The organism is Serratia proteamaculans, assembly GCF_946227095.1.
GTDB lineage: Bacteria > Pseudomonadota > Gammaproteobacteria > Enterobacterales > Enterobacteriaceae > Serratia > Serratia proteamaculans_E.
This window is the reverse complement of sequence record NZ_CAMISV010000001.1, coordinates 722481-741255: the sequence shown is the minus strand read 5'-3', so window position 1 is coordinate 741255 and position 18775 is coordinate 722481. Positions and strand designations below refer to the sequence as shown.

Below are 18775 nucleotides of genomic sequence, written 5' to 3'. Positions count from 1 at the left end.
GTCGCCTCCGCCAAAGCTGATTATGGTGTGCGGCCAATTGACTATTACGAGCCGCAGACCATGACCGAACACCAGTCCAAAGACCCGATGCACGGCGTCACTCTGGAACAACTTTTGAATAAACTGGTGGAGAACTACGGCTGGTCAGGGCTGGCCGAACGCATTCGCATCAACTGCTTCAGCAGCGATCCCAGCATCAAGTCCAGCCTGAAGTTTCTGCGCCGCACGCCGTGGGCACGCAAGCAGGTGGAAGATCTTTATATCGATATGGTCGATAAGGCCGCCAGCGATAATCCATGGCTGCGCGGCGGCGAGTAAAGCTTTAACCGCGGGCACCCAGCTCGATCAATGCCTGATCCAGCGCCTGGCGTAGCAACTGACGGTCGTGGCGGTAAGGAATATCCGTCGCTTCCAGAGGTTGTTTAATCACCACCCGATCCTGCACTTCGCTGGCATCGACTGCCGGCCCAACAATCAGTGCGTCGATCATCTGACGGCCAATTTTCTCCTCCATCAGCTCCAGCTTGTTCTTCAGCGTCAAGGCGGCTGCCGCGACGCTCAGTTCGCGCCCCAGATTGCCGATATAAATCATATTGGCGCTGCTGCGACGTAACGCCTGCGTAAGGTCATCCAGCAGCAGCAGCGGCATCAGGCTGGTCAGGAAGCTGCCTGGCCCGATCAGGATCACATCGGCCTGTGCGATGGCATCCAGCGCCTCTCTCGTGGCGTGGACGTGCGGTGACAGCATCAGTTCCTGCGGCATATCGGTCAGTTGATCGACATTCACTTCACCGTAAACATGGTTGCCTTCATGGTCATGCGCCATTAGATCCACCGGTTGCTCGGACATCGGGATCAACGCCGCGTCCACCTTCAGCAAGCTGCGTACCAGATTGATCGCCTCCAGCGGACGAACACTGAGGTGGTCCAACGCCTTCAGCATCAGGTTGCCGAGGTTATGCCCCGAGAGTTCACCATTGCCACTAAAGCGGTACTCGAACATTGCGGAGGCTACGCTCGGTTCGGTAATCAGCTGATTCAGGCAGTTACGGGTATCGCCCCAGGCAATGCCGCCTTCTGAACGGCGGATACGGCCAGTGGAACCGCCGTTGTCGGTGGTGGTGACAATACCGGTTAAACGGGATCCTAAAGACGACAGGGAAGACATCACGCGGCCAAGACCATGACCACCACCTAATGCCACCACCCGATCGAGATCGGCCAGGGTACGATTACGCATAAATTTCCTTACAAAGGGGCTTAACTGCCCGCATAAAGTAGCGGATTTGGCGTAAAAACGCGAAAAAGAGTGTGATTTGCGTGATTCCGGTCAATTCGTCTGCGTAAAGGGTGTTTATCATGGTTTACCAGATTTGGAATCGCCTAAAATCGCTGTATACACAATTATATAGCGAAATTGGGCGTTGGCTATCGCCTTTGTTTAGCGCTAGAATTCTGATGAAAACCACGGTTTCGTTCCGGCTACTCAGGCAGCGGGAACTGAGACCAAAACTCCTAGCCTCTGGGCCTACGTTGTTCTGGTGAACAATATGGCGCTTGGGCCGTGGCGAAGTCAGCCACCAGGGTGCAGAGCGGAAACGCTCGCATCTCCCGACTTTGGAAGGTGTTATGGTGCCGCAACTCATTGATGCTTATGAGCGCAAGTTCTATTACCTGCGCCTGTCGATCACCGACGTGTGTAACTTTCGTTGCACGTACTGTCTGCCGGATGGCTATCGCCCTAACGGCAGTCCGAAAACCTTCTTGTCGCTGGATGAGATCCGCCGTGTTAGCCGCGCATTCGCCGAGCTGGGCACCGAAAAGGTGCGCCTGACGGGCGGTGAACCTTCGCTGCGTCGCGATTTTACCGAGATCATCGCCGCCGTGCGTGAAAACCCGGCCGTTCGCCAGCTTGCTGTGACCACCAATGGTTATCGTCTGGCTCGCGACGTCATGGCCTGGCGTGATGCCGGGCTGACGGCGATCAACGTCAGCGTCGACAGTCTGGATCCCCGTCAATTTCACGCCATTACCGGGCAGGACAAGTTCCGCCAGGTGATGGAGGGCATCGATGCCGCCTTTACTGCTGGGTTCAGCAAGGTAAAGGTCAACGCGGTGCTGATGCGTGACGTTAACCACCAGCAACTGGGCGCTTTCCTGCACTGGATAAAAGACCGTCCGATCCAACTGCGTTTTATCGAACTGATGGAAACCGGCGAGGGCGGCGATTTATTCCGCAAACACCACGTGTCTGGCGAAGTGATCCGTACGCAACTGGAACAGCAGGGTTGGCAGTTACAACCGCGCGGCCGCAGCGACGGTCCGGCGCAGGTGTTCAGCCACCCGGATTACCAGGGCGAAGTGGGTTTAATCATGCCGTATGAAAAAGATTTCTGTGCCAGCTGCAACCGGCTGCGGGTTTCCGCCATCGGGAATCTGCATCTGTGCCTGTTCGGTGAGCAGGGTATTAGTCTGCGCGATCTGCTGGCGGATGACGGCCAGCTTGAGGAATTGAAGGATCGCATTCAGGGCGGGCTGCGGACCAAAAAGCAGACCCATTTCCTGCACCAGGGCAACAGCGGCATCACGCAGAACCTGTCGTTTATCGGCGGCTAAATTTTTCTAAATTGCACGGGAGCAAGCAATGAGTCATGCCAGTAGCGAATTCATTCCGGCGCATATCGCCATTCTGACCATTTCGGACAGTCGCGGTGAAGCAGAAGACACCTCGGGCCAGTATCTGCAGGAAGCCGCGCTTGAAGCCGGGCATCAGGTGGTGGACCGCGCCATTGTCAAAGACGATATTTATCAAATCCGCGCGCGAGTCTCCGCGTGGATTGCTGATGAGCAGGTTCAGGCCGTGCTGATCACCGGCGGCACCGGCTTTACCGCTAGGGACAACACTCCGGAAGCGCTGCTGCCGCTGTTCGATCGTGAAGTGGAAGGGTTCGGTGAACTGTTCCGCATGGTGTCCTATGAAGAGATTGGCACCGCCACTATCCAGTCGCGTGCACTGGCCGGTATGGCCAACCAGACGGTGATTTTTGCCATGCCGGGCTCGACCCGCGCCTGTCGCACCGGCTGGGAACGCATTATTGAAGAGCAGTTGGACGCGCGCCACCGCCCGTGTAACTTTCTGCCACACCTGAAGAAATAAAAACTATGACGCAGCTAACCCACATTAATGCCGCGGGCGAAGCCCATATGGTTGACGTTTCCGCCAAGGCAGAAACGGTACGCGAGGCGCGTGCCGAGGCCTTCGTTGAGATGCTGCCGACCACGCTGGCGATGATTATCGAGGGCAGCCACCACAAGGGTGATGTGTTTGCCACGGCGCGCATTGCCGGTATTCAGGCGGCGAAACGCACCTGGGAGCTGATCCCGCTGTGCCACCCGCTGATGCTGAGCAAGGTTGAAGTGCAGTTGGAAGCGCAGCCGGAATACAGCCGGGTGCGGATTGAAACCTGCTGCCGGTTGACCGGCAAGACCGGCGTCGAAATGGAAGCCTTGACCGCCGCTTCGGTGGCCGCCCTGACCATTTACGACATGTGCAAGGCGGTACAGAAAGACATGGTGATCGGCCCGGTGCGGCTGCTGGCGAAAAGCGGCGGTAAATCCGGTGATTTTAAGGTGGAGCTATGATTAATATTCTGTTTTTTGCGCAGGTACGTGAACTGGTCGGCACCGGTGATCTGTCGATGCCGGCGGACTTCCCAACGGTAGAGGCGCTGCGTAAGGCATTGTGCGCACGCGGCGATCGCTGGGCGTTGGCACTGGAGTCCGGCAAGCTGCTGACTGCGGTGAACCAGTCGCTGGTGGCAGCTGAGCATCCGTTGCGCGCCGGTGACGAAGTCGCTTTCTTTCCACCGGTAACCGGAGGTTAATGGTGGAAAATACCCGTATCCGCGTGGGTGAAGCGCCGTTCAACGTCGGTGACGAATACCAGTGGCTGGCACAGTGCGACGATGATGGCGCCGTGGTGACCTTTACCGGCAAGGTGCGTAACCATAATCTGGGTGATAACGTCAGTGCGTTAACGCTGGAACACTACCCAGGCATGACCGAAAAAGCGCTGGCGGAGATCGTGGATGAAGCACGCAGCCGCTGGCCATTGCAGCGTGCAACGGTGATCCACCGCGTGGGTGAGTTATTCCCTGGTGATGAGATTGTGTTTGTCGGCGTGACCAGCGCCCACCGCAGTATGGCCTTCGAGGCCAGCGAATTTATCATGGACTACCTTAAAACCCGCGCCCCGTTCTGGAAACGCGAGGCGGTTGGGCAGGGCGACCGCTGGGTCGATGCGCGTGACAGCGATCATCAGGCGGCGCAACGCTGGCATAAAGCGGCTAAATAATCGGTAAACAGCAGAAATATATCAATACCTTTGCAACTTTCAGGTTAGATTTTCTGTGGTACGCTTATAGCAGGCTGAGTCCCATCAATGGGATTTAAATCTTGTCTCACATGTAAAAGGTAACCGTCATGGACCGATATCCACGCTCTAATGGTTCAATCGTCGAACGTGCCAACAGCGGCATTCAGGCTTATATGGCGCAGGTATATGGCTGGATGACCTGTGGTCTGTTGTTGACCGCGTTTGTTGCCTGGTATGCCGCACACAATGAGGCGATCCAGGCTATTATTTTTTCTAGTCAAATCACCTTCTTCGGCCTGATTATCGTGCAGTTAGGGCTGGTGTTCGTGATTTCCGGTATGGTCAACCGGCTGAACGGTACGGTAGCCACCTCGCTGTTTATGCTGTATTCGGCGCTAACCGGATTGACGCTCTCCAGTATTTTCATCGCCTATACGGGCGCTTCCATTGCCAGCACCTTTGTTATTAGCGCCGGTATGTTCGGCGCGATGAGCCTGTACGGCTATACCACCAAGCGCGATCTGAGCGGTTTCGGCAGCATGCTGTTTATGGCGCTGATCGGTATCGTACTGGCTTCGCTGGTCAATATCTGGCTGAAAAGCACTGCGCTGATGTGGGCAATTACCTATATCGGGGTGGTGGTGTTTGTCGGCCTGACGGCGTATGACACCCAAAAACTGAAAGCGATGGGCGAGCAGTTGAACGCCGATGATAAAGACAGCTTCCGCAAGTACGCCATCGTCGGCGCGTTGACGCTGTACCTTGATTTCATCAACCTGTTCCTGATGTTACTGCGTATTTTCGGCAACCGCAGATAAGAATCAATATGACTTGTAGGGGCTCAGCATGCTGAGCCCTTTTTTTATGCAATTTTGCGGCGGAACATGGCATAGGCAGCGCTACCGGTGGTGGCGGTGATCGCCAGCAGCGGCCACAGGCTGTGCCAGATGATGCTGAAACTGGCGTCCTTCAGGTAGATCTGTTTGGTAATGTCGGTAAAGTGGCGGATGGGATTGGCCCAGGTGAGGTTTTGCAGCCACACCGGCATGTTCTCCACCGGTGAGACATAGCCGGAAAGCAGGATCGCCGGCATCATAAACACAAATACGCCGATAAACGCCTGTTGCTGGGTGGCGCACAGCGACGAGATCAGCAGACCGAACCCCACCAAAGACAACCCGTAAACCAGCATGGTGCCGTAGAACAGCAGCAACGAACCGGCGAACGGGATCTGATAGATAAAGATGCCAATCAGCAACACGATGCTGGCCTGGAAGGTGGCGACGATCAGCGCCGGTACCGCTTTGCCGATAAAAATCTGCCAGGTGGTCAACGGCGATACCAGCAACTGTTCCAGCGTGCCCTGTTCGCGTTCTCGCGCTACCGACAATGAAGTGACAATCAGCACGCCAATGGTGGTGATCATGGCGATCAGTGAAGGCACTACAAACCATTTGTAGTCCAGATTCGGGTTATACCAGTTGCGTACCACCAGCTCGCTGTTGTTCGGCTTGGCGCGACCGCCGATCAGTTCATTCTGATACTCCTGCACAATTTGCTGAACATAGTTGGCGGCGATCTGCGCGCTGTTGGAGTTGCGCCCATCGAGCAACAATTGCAGCGGGGCCGTATTGCCGTTGGCGATATCACGCGAGAATTGGGCCGGGAAGCGGATCAGCAGCAATGCTTTTTGGTTATCGATGGTGGTTTGTATTTCCTGCGGGCTGCGCAACAGCAACACATGCGAGAAGGCCTTGGCTTTGGCGAAGCGTTGGGTCAGCTCGACCGAGGCATGACCGCTGTCTTCGCTGTAGACCGCGATGGTGGCGTTGGTCACCTCCAGCGTGGCGGCGAACGGGAACAGCAGCACCTGCAGGATAACCGGCATAATCAGGATGGCGCGGGTCTGCGGATCGCGCAGCAGCGACTGCATTTCCTTTATGATTAACGTCCATAGACGGTGAAACATTTTCTTTCCCCTTAATCCAGCCGCCGCTGGGTTTTCCAGGCCGTCAGGCCGATAAACACCACCGCCGAAGCGATCAGGAACAGCAGGTTAATCATCAACACCGTACCGACGTTGCCCGCGAGGAACAGCGTTTGCAGCGTGCTGACGAAATAGCGTGCCGGTATGATGTAGGTCACGGCACGCACGATGGCCGGCATGCTGTCGATCTGGAAGATAAAGCCGGACAGCATGATCGAAGGCAGAAAGGCCGCGTTCAGCGCTACCATGGCCGCGTTGAACTGATTACGGGTAATGGTTGAAATCAGCAGTCCCATGCCGAGCGTACTGGCAAGGAACAGGCTGCTGATGACGAATAAAATCAGCAGCGAGCCGCGATAGGGCACGCCGAGCACCCATACCGACACTGCCATGCACAGCACCATGGCGATCATGCCAAGGAAATAGTAGGGCACCAGCTTCGACAGCAGCAGCTCAGTGCGTGTTACCTGGGTGGAAAGCAGTGCCTCCATGGTGCCGCGCTCCCACTCGCGGGCGATCACCAGTGAGGTGAGGATAGCGCCGATCACCGTCATGATAATGGTAATGGCGCCGGGAATAATGTAGTGCCGGCTGATGGCCGCCGGGTTAAACCAATAGCGCATCTGCACGTCGATTAATGGTTTTTCCTCACGCCCATTATCGGTAGCACGCTGTTGCTGCCAGACTTGCCACACTCCCTGGGTATAGCCCTGGACAAAGTTGGCGGTGTTCGGCTCGCTGCCGTCGGTAATAATTTGTATTGGTGCGCTGTCGTGCGGACGTGCCATGCGTTGGGCAAAATCATTGGGGATCACCACCAGCCCACGAATGCGCCCGGCCTGCATTAGTTGGATCAACTGCTGGCGGTTGTCGCTGATGGTCGGCTCGATATAGGGCGAACCGGCAAAGGCATTGGCCAAATCACGAGCCTCTTCGCTCTGCTGTTCCATTAGAATACCCAGCCGCAGCTTGCTGGAGTCCAGGTTGATGCCGTAGCCGAAGATAAACAGCAGCATCAATGGAATGACAAAGGCGATCAGCCCACTGCTCGGGTCGCGCAGGATTTGCCGTGTCTCTTTCAGGCACAACGCTCTCAACCGCCGCCAGGAAAAACCACTGTCGTCACGGGGGGCGTTTTTTTCGCTTATGGCTATTTTTGGGCTCATGACTGCTCCTCCTGATCATAACCCTGCACCAGTTCGATAAACGCCTGTTCCATGGAGGGATTGGGATTATCGCTGCTGGCGACCTGGTGTTTGAGATCGTCCGGCGTGCCGGCGGCGATGATCTTGCCGCGATACACCAGCCCGATGCGATCGCAGTATTCGGCCTCATCCATAAAGTGGGTGGTGACCATCACCGTCACGCCTTTGTCCACCATGCCATTGATATGCAGCCAGAACTCACGACGGGTCAGTGGATCGACGCCGGAGGTCGGTTCATCGAGAAACAAAATATCCGGCTCGTGCATGAGCGCACAGGCCAGCGCCAGCCGCTGTTTGAAGCCAAGCGGCAGGGAGTCGGGCGTCTGGTTGAGGATCGGACCAAAGTTGAAGGCGCTGGACATTTCACTGATTTTATCGCGCTGTGCCTTGCCGCTCAGGCCATAAACACCGGAGAAAAACTTCAGGTTTTGCGCCACCGTCAGGTTGCCGTACAGCGAGAATTTCTGCGCCATATACCCCAAATGCTGGCGCGCCTTGCCGGAGCTGGTTTTCAGATCCATACCCAGCACCAGGGCCTTGCCTTCGGTCGGCACCAGCAACCCGCACATCATTTTAAAGGTGGTGGATTTACCGGCACCGTTCGGGCCAAGCAGGCCGAAAATCTCACCGCGCTGTACCTTGAAGTCCACGTGATCGGTGGCGGCAAAGTCGCCGAATTTCTTGGTCAGCCCTTGCGCTTCGATCACCGTTTCCGTGCTTTCTCCCTGAACGGTCGGCATGATCTCTGCCAGCGCTGATTTGCTGTTTGGCCCGCCGCCGAGCAGATCGATAAACGCATCTTCAAAGCGAGGATCCGCTTCGCTCAGTTCCGCATCCGGCAGATCCAATGCCTGGAGTACTTGCCGATGATCTTCGCCTTGCCTGAGGATCAGTCGCAGATATTTGCCCTGGATCACGCCGTCGGTGACCGCCGGCAGGCAGATCGCCCGTTGCAGCAGGGCGCGGTGGCTACCGGCCGGTGGCGCGATCAGCACCGTGCGCCCGGCCATCCGTTGGGTAAGATCTTTTGGCGCACCGCTGAACAACAACTCGCCCTCATTGAGCAGCAGCACTTCGCGGCACTGTTCGGCTTCGTCCAGATAAGAGGTGCTCCACAGGATCAGCATGCCGTCGTTGGCCAGTTCATGCACCATGCGCCACAGTTCGCGGCGTGAGATCGGATCGACACCGACGCCCGGTTCATCCAGCAACAGCACCTGCGGTTGGCCGACCAGCGTACAGGCCAGCCCGAGCTTCTGTTTCATGCCGCCGGAAAGTTTGCCCGCCAGCCGGCTGGTAAAGCGAGTGAGATCGGTAAATGTCAGCAGCCGATCGAAGGTTTGCTTGCGGAGATCGCCGGTGACGCCGCGCAGATCGGCGTACAGCGTCAGGTTTTCCATCACCGTCAGATCTTCATACAGGCCGAACTTTTGCGGCATGTAGCCGAGGATGGCGTGCAACTGACGATCCTGGGCGATCGGATCCAACCCGGCGACGCGCAACGTGCCACTACTGGGTTTCAACAACCCGGCCAGCATACGCAGCAGGGTGGTTTTCCCGGCACCGTCCGGACCCACCAGCCCGGTGACGGCGCCGCTGGTCAGCCGGGTGGTCAGGCTGGCAACCGCCGGTTTTTCCAATGACGGGAAACGTTTTTCCAGTGCATCCAGCTCAATAACCTGTTCCATCACCGCCCCCTCAAGGTTGGGCAAAGCGAACGGTGACCGGCATCCCTTGGCGCAGTGCGTCATCGGCGTCGGTGACGATCACCCGCAGCCGGTACACCAGATCGGTACGTAGGTCCGGGGTTTCGACGCTTTTCGGTGTGAACTCAGCGGTGGGCGACACAAAGCCAATTTTGCCGTGATAGGGCTTGTCTGGCCGGCCGTCGGTATAAATTTCCAGTTCGGTGCCCGGCGTTGCTTTGTCCAGGCTGGTTTCATTGACATAGGCGCGCACCCACACCGGGCGGGTCAACGACAGGGTAAATACCGTGCCACCGGCGCCGAGCATGGTGCCCGGCTCGACCGCGCGCGTCAGCACCGTGCCGGCCGACGGGGAAATCAGGCTGGTGTCATGCAGGTTAAGCTGTGCCTGCGCCAGCGCGGCCTCGCTTTGTGCCAGGTTGGCTTTGGCCTCTTCAATTTCCTGCGGACGGTTACCGCTCAGGTACTGCGACAGTTTGTCTTTCGACGCCTGCAGGTTGGCCTGCGCCTGATTGCGTGAGGTGCGGGCATCTTCCAGCGCGTCGGCGGAGGTGGCATTTTTCGCCCACAGTCCCTGCTGACGTTTCAGGAAGCTGTCGGCATAGCTGAAGGCAGACAGGCGCTGTGCCATTTCCGAACGTACCTGGGCAATCTCTTCGGCGCGGTAACCGGCCATCAGCAAAGCCAGTTTGGCTTTGGCACTGCCGACGTTAGCCTGCGCTTGCTGTAGCGCGTTGATGTAGGGCGCGTCGTCCAGTTTGCCGAGCAATTGCCCCGGCTGAAGGGTATCGCCTTCATCCACCGTCAGCGACGCCAGGCGTCCATCGACGCGGAAGCCTAAATTCACCGTACGAATATCCACGTTACCGTACAGCGTCAGCGGTTTGTCCTGATGCTGCTGGTAATACCAAACTCCGTACGCGGCCGCGGCGATCAGCACAATAACCACCACAATGAAGGCACTGCGTTTCTTATTCATAATTCTCCCTGCCTGAATTTACGCGCCATAGCGTTGGCGCAGCCCATTAACCAGAAGTTCGATGTGTTCAGCCAGCACCTCGCTGATTTGTTCCGCTTCGACTGTGCCGATCTGCTGCCAGCCAGCCTGTCGGCGGACGGTTTCGCGCGCCACGCGAAACGACAACACTTCGCCGATCAGCGCGTGAGTATGCAGCACGATTTTGGTCGACTGCGGGTCGATGCCGGTGTAGGCCGCCAGCAGGCGGCAAAGCTTGTTATGCAGCGGCGCCACCACCTGCTGGTGGATCAGCGGATAAGCATCAGTAGGGGAGAGCTGCTCGCGCGACATGATTTTGCTCAGGTTCAGCGTCTGCGGTTGAGTCATCAGGTCGCTAAACGCCAGCAGGCCGCGTTTCAGGTGTTCGAGGTAGCGCTCCGGCGGACGTTCGGTTTCCGGCAGTTGCCAGAAATGGTCAATTTCTTCGGCCAGCGGGCGAAAAGCCTGCTGGATAAAATCGGCAATCCACTGTGCAACGGCCAGATAAAGGCCTTCTTTGGAATTGAAGTAGTAGGTGATGGCGGCGATATTGTGTCCGGCGCGCTGGGCGATATCGCGGGTGGTGGCGCCCTGAATGCCGTATTCACCGAACATCTCGATGGCGGCGGCGATCAACTGCTGACGTGCCTGTTCACCCCGTGCCCGGCTGGCAGTCTGATTATTTGGCATTGATGGCGCTCGCAAAAGTTAATCAATCATATGATTAACTTTATGCCAGATTGCACGAAATGCAATCAGTAACCGCGATTTATTTAAGGCTATTTTTTCAGATTAGGCTGAATTCTCGGCATATTGTGCTCTGAGTCACTTAATTTGCCTTTTCTTGCTCGAGTTCTGCTACAATCGCCCGCTTGGTGCACTGCAGTTTGTGCCAATCCCTCGTGGTCATGCTTAATGTCCCGTCTGATAATCCTCCCAGGAAACTGCACCGAACACTGTTAGGTTAGGGGGGATCTGGAGTTTTTCTCTTTATGTCATTTGAAACCCTCGGCTTAAGTGCTGAAATTCTGCGCGCTGTTGAAGAACAGGGCTATCGCGAACCTACGCCAATTCAGCGCCAGGCTATTCCTGTCGTATTGGAAGGTCGTGACCTGATGGCCAGCGCCCAGACCGGTACCGGTAAAACCGCTGGCTTTACCCTGCCGCTGCTACAGCTGCTGAGTAAGCATGATCATGCGGTCAAAGGTCGCCGTCCGGTACGTGCGTTGATCCTGACGCCTACCCGTGAACTGGCTGCGCAGATCGGCGAAAACGTCGAATCCTACAGCAAATACCTGCGCCTGCGTTCGCTGGTGGTATTTGGTGGCGTGAGCATCAACCCGCAGATGATGAAACTGCGCGGCGGCGTCGACGTACTGGTGGCAACACCGGGTCGCCTGCTGGATCTGGAACACCAGCGCGCGGTTGATCTGTCCAAAATTGAAATTCTGGTGCTGGACGAAGCTGACCGCATGCTGGATATGGGCTTTATCCATGATATCCGCCGCGTGCTGGCCAAGCTGCCTGCCAAGCGTCAGAACCTGCTGTTCTCTGCGACCTTCTCCGACGACATCAAAGGGCTGGCCAACAAACTGTTGCACAACCCGGCATCGGTTGAAGTGGCGCGCCGTAATACCGCGTCCGAGCAGATCGAACAAAGCGTGCACTTCGTTGATAAGAAGCGTAAGCGGGAACTGTTGTCCCAGATGATCGGCGAAGGTGACTGGAAGCAAGTATTGGTGTTTAACCGCACCAAGCACGGCGCCAACCACCTGGCTGAACAGCTGAACAAAGACGGCATCACTGCCGCAGCGATCCACGGCAATAAAAGCCAGGGCGCTCGTACCCGCGCATTGGCCGACTTTAAAGACGGCAAAATTCGCGTCTTGGTAGCTACCGACATCGCGGCACGCGGTCTGGACATCGACCAACTGCCACACGTGGTGAACTACGAGTTGCCAAACGTGCCGGAAGACTACGTGCACCGCATCGGCCGTACCGGCCGTGCTGAGCGTACCGGCGAGGCGATCTCGCTGGTGTGTGTGGATGAACACAAACTGCTGCGTGATATCGAACGCTTGCTGAAGCGTGAAATCCCGCGTATTGCCCTGCCAGGCTATGAGCCGGATCCAAGCATCAAGGCAGAGCCGATCATCAACGGCCGTCAGGCTGGCGGTGGTCGCGGTGCGCCACGCGGCAACGGCGGTGGTCAACGCTCCGGTAACGGTGGCGGCCAGCGCAGTGGCAACGGTGGCGGCAATGGCGGTCAGCGTGAAAACCGCGGTGGCAGCAGTGCTCGTCCGCAGGGTGATGGCAAGCCGCGTTCCGGTGCGCCTTCGCGCCGTCCGCGCAGCCGCCCGGCTGAGTAAATTGCTCTGTTGTCTGCTGCTAAAAGGCCACCTTTAAGGTGGCCTTTTTTATAGGCAAAAATCAGCGTATTTCAAGTTCCGGCACCACCGACATGCCGACGCGCAGTCGTGCCAGCTCCGGCTGATTTGGCTCCAGCAGAATTTTCACCGGCAGACGTTGCACCACTTTGGTGTAGTTGCCGGTGGCGTTATCGGCGCTGATGGCGGCAAAGGTCGAGCCGGTAGCCGGGGCGATACTGTCAACGTGGCCGCGTAGCGTCACGCCGGGCAGGGCATCCACGCGGATCGAGACCGGCTGGCCGGCAGACACGTTGGCCAGTTGGGTTTCCAGGAAGTTGGCGATCACATAGCTTTGCTGTAGCGGTACCACCGCCAGCAGGCGTGTGCCGGCTGAGACCCAGGCCCCCTGACGCACCGCACGCTGACCGACAGTGCCGGCAATGGGCGCGATAATCCGGGTATAGGAAAGGTTCAGACGCGCCTGATCAACGCTGGCCTGTGAGGCTGCAATATTCGCTTCGGCCTGTTTCCTGCTGGCCTGCAACACGCCAACTTCCTTGCGTGCAGAAACCACTGCCGCCTGATTTTGCTTTAGCTGCGCGGCGGCGGTTTGCATCACCGAAGCAGATTTTTGCTGTTCATCGGCGGTGGCGGTGCCGGTTTTGAGCAGTCGGCGATAGCGGTCGGCATTTTGCCCTGCATAGTTCAACGTGGCCTGACTGGCACTGACGCCGGCTTCCTGCTGGGCAATATTGGCCTGCTGTTGATCCAGCTGCGCCTGAATGCTTGCCAGCTTGGCCTGGCTAATCTGCAGGTTGGCCTGTGCCGTTTCCAGCGCCACGCGATAGTCCCGATCGTCGAGGGTCGCCAGCACTTCGCCGGCTTTCACCTGCTGATTATCACTGACGTTGACGCTGCGGATATAGCCGGAAATCTTGGGGGCCACCAGCGTGTAATCGGCACTGACTACCGCGTCATCGGTACGAAAATGATGGCGATTGAGAGAGGAACGGACAAAGAAAGCGATAGCCAGCAGGATTAACAGCAGCAACGCCAGGGTTAAGGTTCGTTTTGCAGGTGTGAAGCTCATGGTTATGATCCTGATGTTTTTGGAACTAGAGGTAAAAGCGTTTGCGGCGGATAGGTACGCTTCGGCAACCAGGCGGTCAGCAACACCAACAGCAGCGCGCAGCCAATAATCAGCAGATAGGCGTCACTGATGCTGAGGATTACCGCCTGATGTTTTACCAGCGTCGAAAAATGCCCGAGGTTTTCCGCTGAACTGGCCGTGCCGTCCGGCAACAGCGGCATGTTACCGCTGGCATGTTCTGAGTTTTCTGCCGTCATCAGCCATGGGCGATTGCCTAACCTGTCAACCAGCACATGAGAGTGAAATTGCTCCCGGTGGCTCATAAAATTCTCGACCAGGCTGCCCGCCGCTACGGCAGAAAAACCGCGCACGGTGTTAAACATGGCCGAGGCGAAGGGACCTTCCGGTGCCATTATTACGCTGGTGGACATCAGTAAAACCGGCAAAATCATCATCGGTTGACCAAACGCCTGCAGGCTCTGGATCAGCCAGAAATTTTGTCGTGCCCAGTCGTCGGTCAGTTGCATACCCAGCAGACAAGAGCCGGCGATTAGTGCGGCACCGAAGGTCAGTACCCAGCGGGAGTCTACCCAACGCAGATTCAACAGAGTGGCGATTAAAGGGGCGATCACCAACTGCGGCAAACCGACGGCCAACGCCAACGGTGCAAATTGTACGGTGCGAAACCCCTCCACCTGAGAAAAGTAGAACGACGGCAGCATTGAGCCCGACAGCGCCAGCAACAGCACGCCGGCCAGCGTCAGCAGGCTATAAGAAAGATTGATGCGCTGCAGTAATTGCAGTTTTAACAGTGGCAACGGATGGAACCATTCGTTGATCAAAAACGTCACCAGCAGTGCGATGGACACCGGCAACATCAGGCTAATCAGCGGCGAATTGAACCAGTCGAGTCGCTCTCCCTGAGTCAGCGAAAGGATCAACAGCGCAATGCCGCTGCACCCGGTCAGCATGCCAAACAGATCGATCTGGTGGAAACGTTCCAGGCGCAAGGGATCCTGCGGCAGCCCCCAGCCGATCAATAAAAAAGCGATCAGACACAGTGGGATCGCCTGCCAAAAGACAAACTGCCAACCCAGACTGTCGGTCCACAGAGCCGCCAGCGGCGCCGCGACATTGGGGCCAAAGGTGGCGGTGAGCGCATAGGCAGCCAGCCCGTAAAGTTTGATGGTGGGGGGCAGAAAACGCAGCGCCACGGTCATCAGCAACGGCGGCAATGCCCCGCCAAACAGGCCTTGCACCACCCGCAGCGCAATAAACAGCGTGGGATCAGCGGTTAAAGGCTGGAGTAGGCCGACGGCGGCAAAACCACCGATCATCACCAGGGCGAATCGGCGTAGCGAAAAGGTCACGGCAAACCAGGGAGCAACCATCATGGCCGATACTTCCGCCGCCTGATAGGCCGAGGTGATCCAGCTCCCCTGGTCGAAACCGATACCGATAGCCGCGCGGATATCCGCCAGCGCCAGATCGCTGATGCGATCATTGAGTCCAGAGGTCAGGGCGGCAATCAGCACACCCACCAACCCCACAGCCAGACGCAGAGTGAAAGGATGCGGCGCGGCGACAGCAGGCGCAGGCTGAGCATTCATAGTGTGACTCCAGAAACGAAACTTGCGATGCACTGTATTGCATAGCGATACATTGTGACGCATGCTACATTGTGATGCGCTGTATTGCAATGTGGTACACCGTGCCGTCTGGCAGAAAAAAATGTTACAGTGTGGCCAAAAGTAAGGAAAAGAACCCCTATGTCTGAACCCTCAACATATTGTGATGATGAAAGGGCCGGTGGTATTCAGGTCATCACCCGCGCGGCGAAAATCCTCGATGCGCTGGGCGCAAAACCGAATGGCATGAGCCTGGGCGAAATTGCGCTGGCGGTCGATCTGCCGCGATCTACCGTGCAACGTATTGTCAACGCGCTGGACTCTGTGCAATTGGTGCGGGGCGGTGCCGGTGGTGTGCGTCTGGGGCCGTCATTGCTGCGGCTGATTGCCAGCGTGCATACCGAAATGGTGGCCATTGCGACCCCTTGGTTGCAGGCTTTATGTGACGCCACCGGCGAGACGGTTTCTCTGGGACGCGCCAGCGGTTTGCAACTGGCGGTAGTGCATTACATTGTGGCGGATCGTGAGCTGCGAGTGGTGCCGCGCATCGGCATGAATCTGCCGCTGTACAGTACCTCCGGCGGACGAGCGCTGTTGGCGTTGAACAGCGACGATGCGGCCCGGGATTTGCTGGGTGAGGCCTATAGGGCGGTGACCGATCTGACGGTGCGAGATTTTCCTGCTTTGCTGGAACACCTCACTGAAATACGTCGTACCGGTCTGGCCTACGATCGGGAAGAAACCTTGGAAGGCGTCTCTACCATGGCGGTGGCTATCGACACCATTCTGGGGCGCTTCTCCATCAGTCTGTTAGTGCCCAGCACCCGTTTGGCCAAGAATGAAGCTCGCTTCCGCGAGGAGATCCTTAAGTGTAAAGACGCGCTGATCGATGAGATTGGCAAGGTGGCGTCGCGAGATTAACCGGAGAAGGCAATGAAAACACTGTTGGTCGCAATTGATAACTCCGCCAATGCGCGCAAAGTCATTTCACTGGCTGCTGAACAGGCGTTGGCGCAGCAGGCCGCGGTCGTAGTGCTGTGTTGTGTGGACCTCAGTTATTCCATGGCGGGTCCGTATGAAATTGAAGCGGGTGAAGATCCGGCAGATTTCGGCTATGCGCAGGATGAACAGAATGCCGCCGCCACCGTGGTGCGACAGGCGCTGGTCAAGCTGCAGGACGCCGGCGTCAATGCGCGTGGACGAGTGGTGGCCGGTGAGCCGGCAGAAACTATCGTCGCCCAGGCCAAAACACTGAACGCGACGATGATCATTATGGGGCGCCGTCACCTTTCTCCCTTTAGACGTTTGTTGAATGGGTCGCACAGCGCCCTGGTGATTGAAAATGCCGATTGCCCGGTGCTGGTTGACGTGCGTGCCGACTGACTGCCCTTGATCTCCGGAGCCGGAAATGAAGCTAAAATGTGCCATTCTTGATGATTATCAGCAAGTCGCGCTGACCCTGGCGGACTGGTCGGTGATAGCCGATCGGGTTGAAGTGTTCTCTTTTAGCCAACATTTTAGCGATGAAGCGGAGTTGGCGGTACATTTGCAAGACTGTGACATTGTGGTCGCCATGCGTGAACGTACGCCGATGACCGCGACGCTGCTGGCCCGCTTGCCCAAATTGAAACTGTTGATCACCTCAGGCATGCGTAATGCCTCTATTGATCTGGCGGCGGCGGCCCTGCGTGGAATTATTGTCAGCGGTACCGCCAGTGGTTCTGCCGCGCCGATGGAACTGAGCTGGGCGCTGTTGCTCGGGTTAGCCAAGCATCTGGTGCCGGAGAATCACGGCCTGCGACACAACGGGCCCTGGCAACAGACGCTGGGCGTGACTCTGCAGGGGAAAACGCTGGGCCTGCTGGGGTTGGGCAAAATTGGCAGTCAAATGGCAGTGGTGGCGCAGGCGTTTGGTATGCGAGTGTTGGCCTGGAGCCAGAACCTGACGGCGGAGAGGGCCGGTGAGGTGGGTGTGACGCGAGCTGAGTCAAAACAGGCGCTGTTTGAGCAGAGCGACTTTGTTTCCGTTCATCTGGTGTTGAGTGAGCGCAGCCGTGGGCTGGTGGGGCTGCCAGAGCTACAGGCGATGAAGAAAACCGCTTATCTGATCAATACCTCGCGTGCGGCGATTGTCGATCGCAGCGCCTTGATTGACGCTTTGCAGCAGGGGTGGATTGCCGGTGCCGGATTGGACGTGTTTGAGATTGAGCCGCTGCCGGCCGAGGATATCTTCCGCCATCTGCCCAACGTGCTGGCCACGCCACATCTGGGCTATGTGGCTGACAGCAACTATCAGATCTATTTCCTCGAAGCGATCGAAAACATCGAGGCTTTTATCGCCGGTGTTCCCCTGCGCCGATTGGGGTAGCGCGGTTTTATTCCCCCGAGACGCTTGTCTGCTGCGGGTATTCCCCCGTATCATTGCGCGTCTTTTTTAGCAGGGGTAATCATGCGCGTATTATTGGCTCCGATGGAGGGCGTTCTCGATTCTTTGGTGCGCGAGCTGCTCACCGAAGTGAACGACTACGACCTGTGCATCACCGAATTCCTGCGCGTGGTCGACCAACTGCTGCCTGCCAAATCCTTCTACCGCTTGTGTCCCGAACTGCATCACGCCAGCCGTACGCCGTCAGGCACCCTGGTGCGCATCCAACTGCTGGGCCAGTACCCACAGTGGCTGGCGGAAAACGCTGCCCGCGCGGTTGAACTGGGATCCTACGGTGTCGATCTCAACTGTGGCTGCCCGTCCAAGTTGGTCAATGGCAGCGGCGGTGGGGCGACGTTGCTGAAAGATCCGGAGCTGATTTACCAAGGTGCCAAAGCCATGCGTGCAGCGGTGCCTGCCCATTTGCCGGTGACGGTAAAAATACGGCTGGGCTGGGATAGCGACAGCCGCAGTTTTGAAATTGCCGATGCGGTGCAACAGGCCGGTGCTACCGAATTGGCGGTACACGGCCGTACCAAAGAAGACGGTTACAAGGCGGAACGTATTAACTGGGCGGCGATTGGTGAGATCCGCCAGCGTCTGACCATCCCGGTGATCGCCAACGGTGAAATCTGGGACTACCAGAGCGCACAAGACTGCCTGCAAACCACCGGCTGCGATGCGGTGATGCTGGGGCGTGGCGCGCTTAACGTACCGAACCTGAGCCGGGTGGTGAAGTACAACGAACCCCGCATGCCATGGCCACAGGTGGTGCAGCTGCTGCAAAAATACGTCCATCTGGAGAAACAGGGCGATACCGGCCTGTACCATGTGGCGCGGATTAAACAGTGGCTGGGTTATTTGCGCAAAGAATATGACGAAGCGACCGAGCTGTTCAGTGAGATTCGCGCGCTGACCACCTCGGGCGATATTGCCCGGGTGATCTGCCGTTATTTTTTATAAAAAATATAGGAAGGTGTTTTATGTTTTTGT

The 18775-nt window shown here is 57.2% G+C and carries 20 protein-coding genes and 1 riboswitch; of the genes, 12 read left to right on the top strand and 8 right to left on the bottom strand.

Features of this window, described 5'->3' with window-relative positions:
* The first annotated feature begins 60 nt into the window (after window positions 1-60).
* A complete protein-coding gene (locus tag OC597_RS03625; protein WP_085115739.1) occupies window positions 61-318 on the top strand; it encodes a VF530 family protein in 258 nt (85 codons plus the stop codon).
* Window positions 319-322: 4 nt separating this feature from the next.
* Here OC597_RS03625 and OC597_RS03620 read toward each other — a convergent pair whose 3' ends face one another.
* On the bottom strand, window positions 323-1240 hold the full coding sequence (locus OC597_RS03620; RefSeq protein WP_262207485.1) for a gluconeogenesis factor YvcK family protein: 918 nt from the start codon (window positions 1238-1240) through the stop codon (window positions 323-325).
* Window positions 1241-1500: 260 nt separating this feature from the next.
* A riboswitch (molybdenum cofactor riboswitch) is annotated at window positions 1501-1643 on the top strand.
* Between OC597_RS03620 and moaA the strand changes: the two genes are divergently transcribed.
* From moaA to OC597_RS03590, 6 genes are all read left to right on the top strand, one after another.
* The gene (gene moaA / locus OC597_RS03615; RefSeq protein WP_261283900.1) at window positions 1630-2616 is read left to right on the top strand and encodes a GTP 3',8-cyclase MoaA; all 987 of its coding nucleotides are present in this window, start codon (window positions 1630-1632) and stop codon (window positions 2614-2616) included. It overlaps the preceding riboswitch by 14 nt.
* Window positions 2617-2644: 28 nt before the next feature.
* A complete protein-coding gene (gene moaB, locus OC597_RS03610) occupies window positions 2645-3157 on the top strand; it encodes a molybdenum cofactor biosynthesis protein B (RefSeq protein WP_262207483.1) in 513 nt (170 codons plus the stop codon).
* Window positions 3158-3162: 5 nt separating this feature from the next.
* Window positions 3163-3642 carry a cyclic pyranopterin monophosphate synthase MoaC gene (gene moaC, locus OC597_RS03605; RefSeq protein ID WP_261424687.1) on the top strand — a complete coding sequence of 160 codons (480 nt, stop codon included), beginning with the start codon at window positions 3163-3165 and terminating at the stop codon, window positions 3640-3642.
* Window positions 3639-3884, top strand: a complete 246-nt coding sequence (gene moaD, locus OC597_RS03600; RefSeq protein ID WP_261283903.1) for a molybdopterin synthase sulfur carrier subunit — start codon at window positions 3639-3641, stop codon at window positions 3882-3884. Before moaC ends, moaD begins: the two co-directional genes overlap by 4 nt.
* Before the next feature lie 2 nt (window positions 3885-3886).
* Window positions 3887-4354 carry a molybdopterin synthase catalytic subunit MoaE gene (gene moaE, locus OC597_RS03595; protein ID WP_170924993.1) on the top strand — a complete coding sequence of 156 codons (468 nt, stop codon included), beginning with the start codon at window positions 3887-3889 and terminating at the stop codon, window positions 4352-4354.
* Window positions 4355-4482: 128 nt separating this feature from the next.
* Complete coding sequence (locus OC597_RS03590) at window positions 4483-5193, top strand: Bax inhibitor-1/YccA family protein (protein WP_262207481.1); 711 nt, start codon at window positions 4483-4485, stop codon at window positions 5191-5193.
* 44 nt (window positions 5194-5237) lie between these two features.
* Here OC597_RS03590 and OC597_RS03585 read toward each other — a convergent pair whose 3' ends face one another.
* From OC597_RS03585 to OC597_RS03565, 5 genes are read right to left on the bottom strand one after another with little or no spacing between them, the layout of a single operon-like run.
* On the bottom strand, window positions 5238-6344 hold the full coding sequence (locus OC597_RS03585) for an ABC transporter permease (protein WP_261251859.1): 1107 nt from the start codon (window positions 6342-6344) through the stop codon (window positions 5238-5240).
* An 11-nt stretch (window positions 6345-6355) separates the two neighbouring features.
* Window positions 6356-7528 carry an ABC transporter permease gene (locus tag OC597_RS03580; protein ID WP_261251860.1) on the bottom strand — a complete coding sequence of 391 codons (1173 nt, stop codon included), beginning with the start codon at window positions 7526-7528 and terminating at the stop codon, window positions 6356-6358.
* Entirely contained in the window at window positions 7525-9255 is a 1731-nt protein-coding gene (locus OC597_RS03575) for an ATP-binding cassette domain-containing protein (protein ID WP_262207476.1), read from the bottom strand. The genes OC597_RS03580 and OC597_RS03575 overlap by 4 nt, the downstream gene beginning before the upstream one ends.
* A gap of 10 nt (window positions 9256-9265) precedes the next feature.
* Window positions 9266-10252, bottom strand: a complete 987-nt coding sequence (gene hlyD / locus OC597_RS03570; RefSeq protein ID WP_262207473.1) for a secretion protein HlyD — start codon at window positions 10250-10252, stop codon at window positions 9266-9268.
* Window positions 10253-10270: 18 nt separating this feature from the next.
* On the bottom strand, window positions 10271-10960 hold the full coding sequence (locus OC597_RS03565) for a transcriptional regulator (protein ID WP_262207471.1): 690 nt from the start codon (window positions 10958-10960) through the stop codon (window positions 10271-10273).
* Window positions 10961-11262: 302 nt separating this feature from the next.
* On the opposite strand from OC597_RS03565, the gene rhlE reads away from it, so the two are divergent.
* Window positions 11263-12639, top strand: a complete 1377-nt coding sequence (gene rhlE / locus OC597_RS03560; RefSeq protein ID WP_262207470.1) for an ATP-dependent RNA helicase RhlE — start codon at window positions 11263-11265, stop codon at window positions 12637-12639.
* Between the two features lie 61 nt (window positions 12640-12700).
* Here the strand turns inward: rhlE and OC597_RS03555 are convergent, their stop codons facing one another.
* Window positions 12701-13729 (bottom strand): HlyD family secretion protein, encoded by a 1029-nt coding sequence (locus OC597_RS03555; protein ID WP_262207468.1) that lies wholly within the window; start codon window positions 13727-13729, stop codon window positions 12701-12703.
* Between the two features lie 2 nt (window positions 13730-13731).
* Window positions 13732-15339, bottom strand: coding sequence for an MFS transporter (locus OC597_RS03550; protein WP_262207467.1), 1608 nt, complete (start codon window positions 15337-15339; stop codon window positions 13732-13734).
* A 159-nt stretch (window positions 15340-15498) separates the two neighbouring features.
* Between OC597_RS03550 and OC597_RS03545 the strand changes: the two genes are divergently transcribed.
* The 4 genes from OC597_RS03545 to dusC all read left to right on the top strand — a co-directional run bounded on the left by OC597_RS03545 (window position 15499) and on the right by dusC (window position 18745).
* Window positions 15499-16278 carry an IclR family transcriptional regulator gene (locus OC597_RS03545; protein WP_261424680.1) on the top strand — a complete coding sequence of 260 codons (780 nt, stop codon included), beginning with the start codon at window positions 15499-15501 and terminating at the stop codon, window positions 16276-16278.
* 12 nt (window positions 16279-16290) lie between these two features.
* Window positions 16291-16740, top strand: a complete 450-nt coding sequence (locus OC597_RS03540; protein WP_262207466.1) for a universal stress protein — start codon at window positions 16291-16293, stop codon at window positions 16738-16740.
* Between the two features lie 25 nt (window positions 16741-16765).
* Complete coding sequence (locus tag OC597_RS03535) at window positions 16766-17725, top strand: D-2-hydroxyacid dehydrogenase family protein (protein ID WP_262207465.1); 960 nt, start codon at window positions 16766-16768, stop codon at window positions 17723-17725.
* Between the two features lie 81 nt (window positions 17726-17806).
* Window positions 17807-18745: a tRNA dihydrouridine(16) synthase DusC gene (gene dusC / locus OC597_RS03530; protein WP_262207464.1), complete on the top strand. Its 939-nt coding sequence runs from the start codon at window positions 17807-17809 to the stop codon at window positions 18743-18745.
* The last annotated feature ends 30 nt before the right edge of the window (window positions 18746-18775 follow it).

Excerpts from the sequence above, each read along its gene's own strand:
- OC597_RS03625 (WP_085115739.1), top strand. The coding sequence starts at position 61 with ATGACCGAACACCAGTCCAAAGACCCGATGCACGGCGTCACTCTGGAA.
- OC597_RS03620 (WP_262207485.1), bottom strand. The coding sequence starts at position 1,240 with ATGCGTAATCGTACCCTGGCCGATCTCGATCGGGTGGTGGCATTAGGT.
- moaA (WP_261283900.1), top strand. The coding sequence starts at position 1,630 with ATGGTGCCGCAACTCATTGATGCTTATGAGCGCAAGTTCTATTACCTG.
- moaB (WP_262207483.1), top strand. The coding sequence starts at position 2,645 with ATGAGTCATGCCAGTAGCGAATTCATTCCGGCGCATATCGCCATTCTG.
- moaC (WP_261424687.1), top strand. The coding sequence starts at position 3,163 with ATGACGCAGCTAACCCACATTAATGCCGCGGGCGAAGCCCATATGGTT.
- moaD (WP_261283903.1), top strand. The coding sequence starts at position 3,639 with ATGATTAATATTCTGTTTTTTGCGCAGGTACGTGAACTGGTCGGCACC.
- OC597_RS03590 (WP_262207481.1), top strand. The coding sequence starts at position 4,483 with ATGGACCGATATCCACGCTCTAATGGTTCAATCGTCGAACGTGCCAAC.
- OC597_RS03585 (WP_261251859.1), bottom strand. The coding sequence starts at position 6,344 with ATGTTTCACCGTCTATGGACGTTAATCATAAAGGAAATGCAGTCGCTG.
- OC597_RS03580 (WP_261251860.1), bottom strand. The coding sequence starts at position 7,528 with ATGAGCCCAAAAATAGCCATAAGCGAAAAAAACGCCCCCCGTGACGAC.
- OC597_RS03575 (WP_262207476.1), bottom strand. The coding sequence starts at position 9,255 with ATGGAACAGGTTATTGAGCTGGATGCACTGGAAAAACGTTTCCCGTCA.
- hlyD (WP_262207473.1), bottom strand. The coding sequence starts at position 10,252 with ATGAATAAGAAACGCAGTGCCTTCATTGTGGTGGTTATTGTGCTGATC.
- OC597_RS03565 (WP_262207471.1), bottom strand. The coding sequence starts at position 10,960 with ATGCCAAATAATCAGACTGCCAGCCGGGCACGGGGTGAACAGGCACGT.
- rhlE (WP_262207470.1), top strand. The coding sequence starts at position 11,263 with ATGTCATTTGAAACCCTCGGCTTAAGTGCTGAAATTCTGCGCGCTGTT.
- OC597_RS03555 (WP_262207468.1), bottom strand. The coding sequence starts at position 13,729 with ATGAGCTTCACACCTGCAAAACGAACCTTAACCCTGGCGTTGCTGCTG.
- OC597_RS03550 (WP_262207467.1), bottom strand. The coding sequence starts at position 15,339 with ATGAATGCTCAGCCTGCGCCTGCTGTCGCCGCGCCGCATCCTTTCACT.
- OC597_RS03545 (WP_261424680.1), top strand. The coding sequence starts at position 15,499 with ATGTCTGAACCCTCAACATATTGTGATGATGAAAGGGCCGGTGGTATT.
- OC597_RS03540 (WP_262207466.1), top strand. The coding sequence starts at position 16,291 with ATGAAAACACTGTTGGTCGCAATTGATAACTCCGCCAATGCGCGCAAA.
- OC597_RS03535 (WP_262207465.1), top strand. The coding sequence starts at position 16,766 with ATGAAGCTAAAATGTGCCATTCTTGATGATTATCAGCAAGTCGCGCTG.
- dusC (WP_262207464.1), top strand. The coding sequence starts at position 17,807 with ATGCGCGTATTATTGGCTCCGATGGAGGGCGTTCTCGATTCTTTGGTG.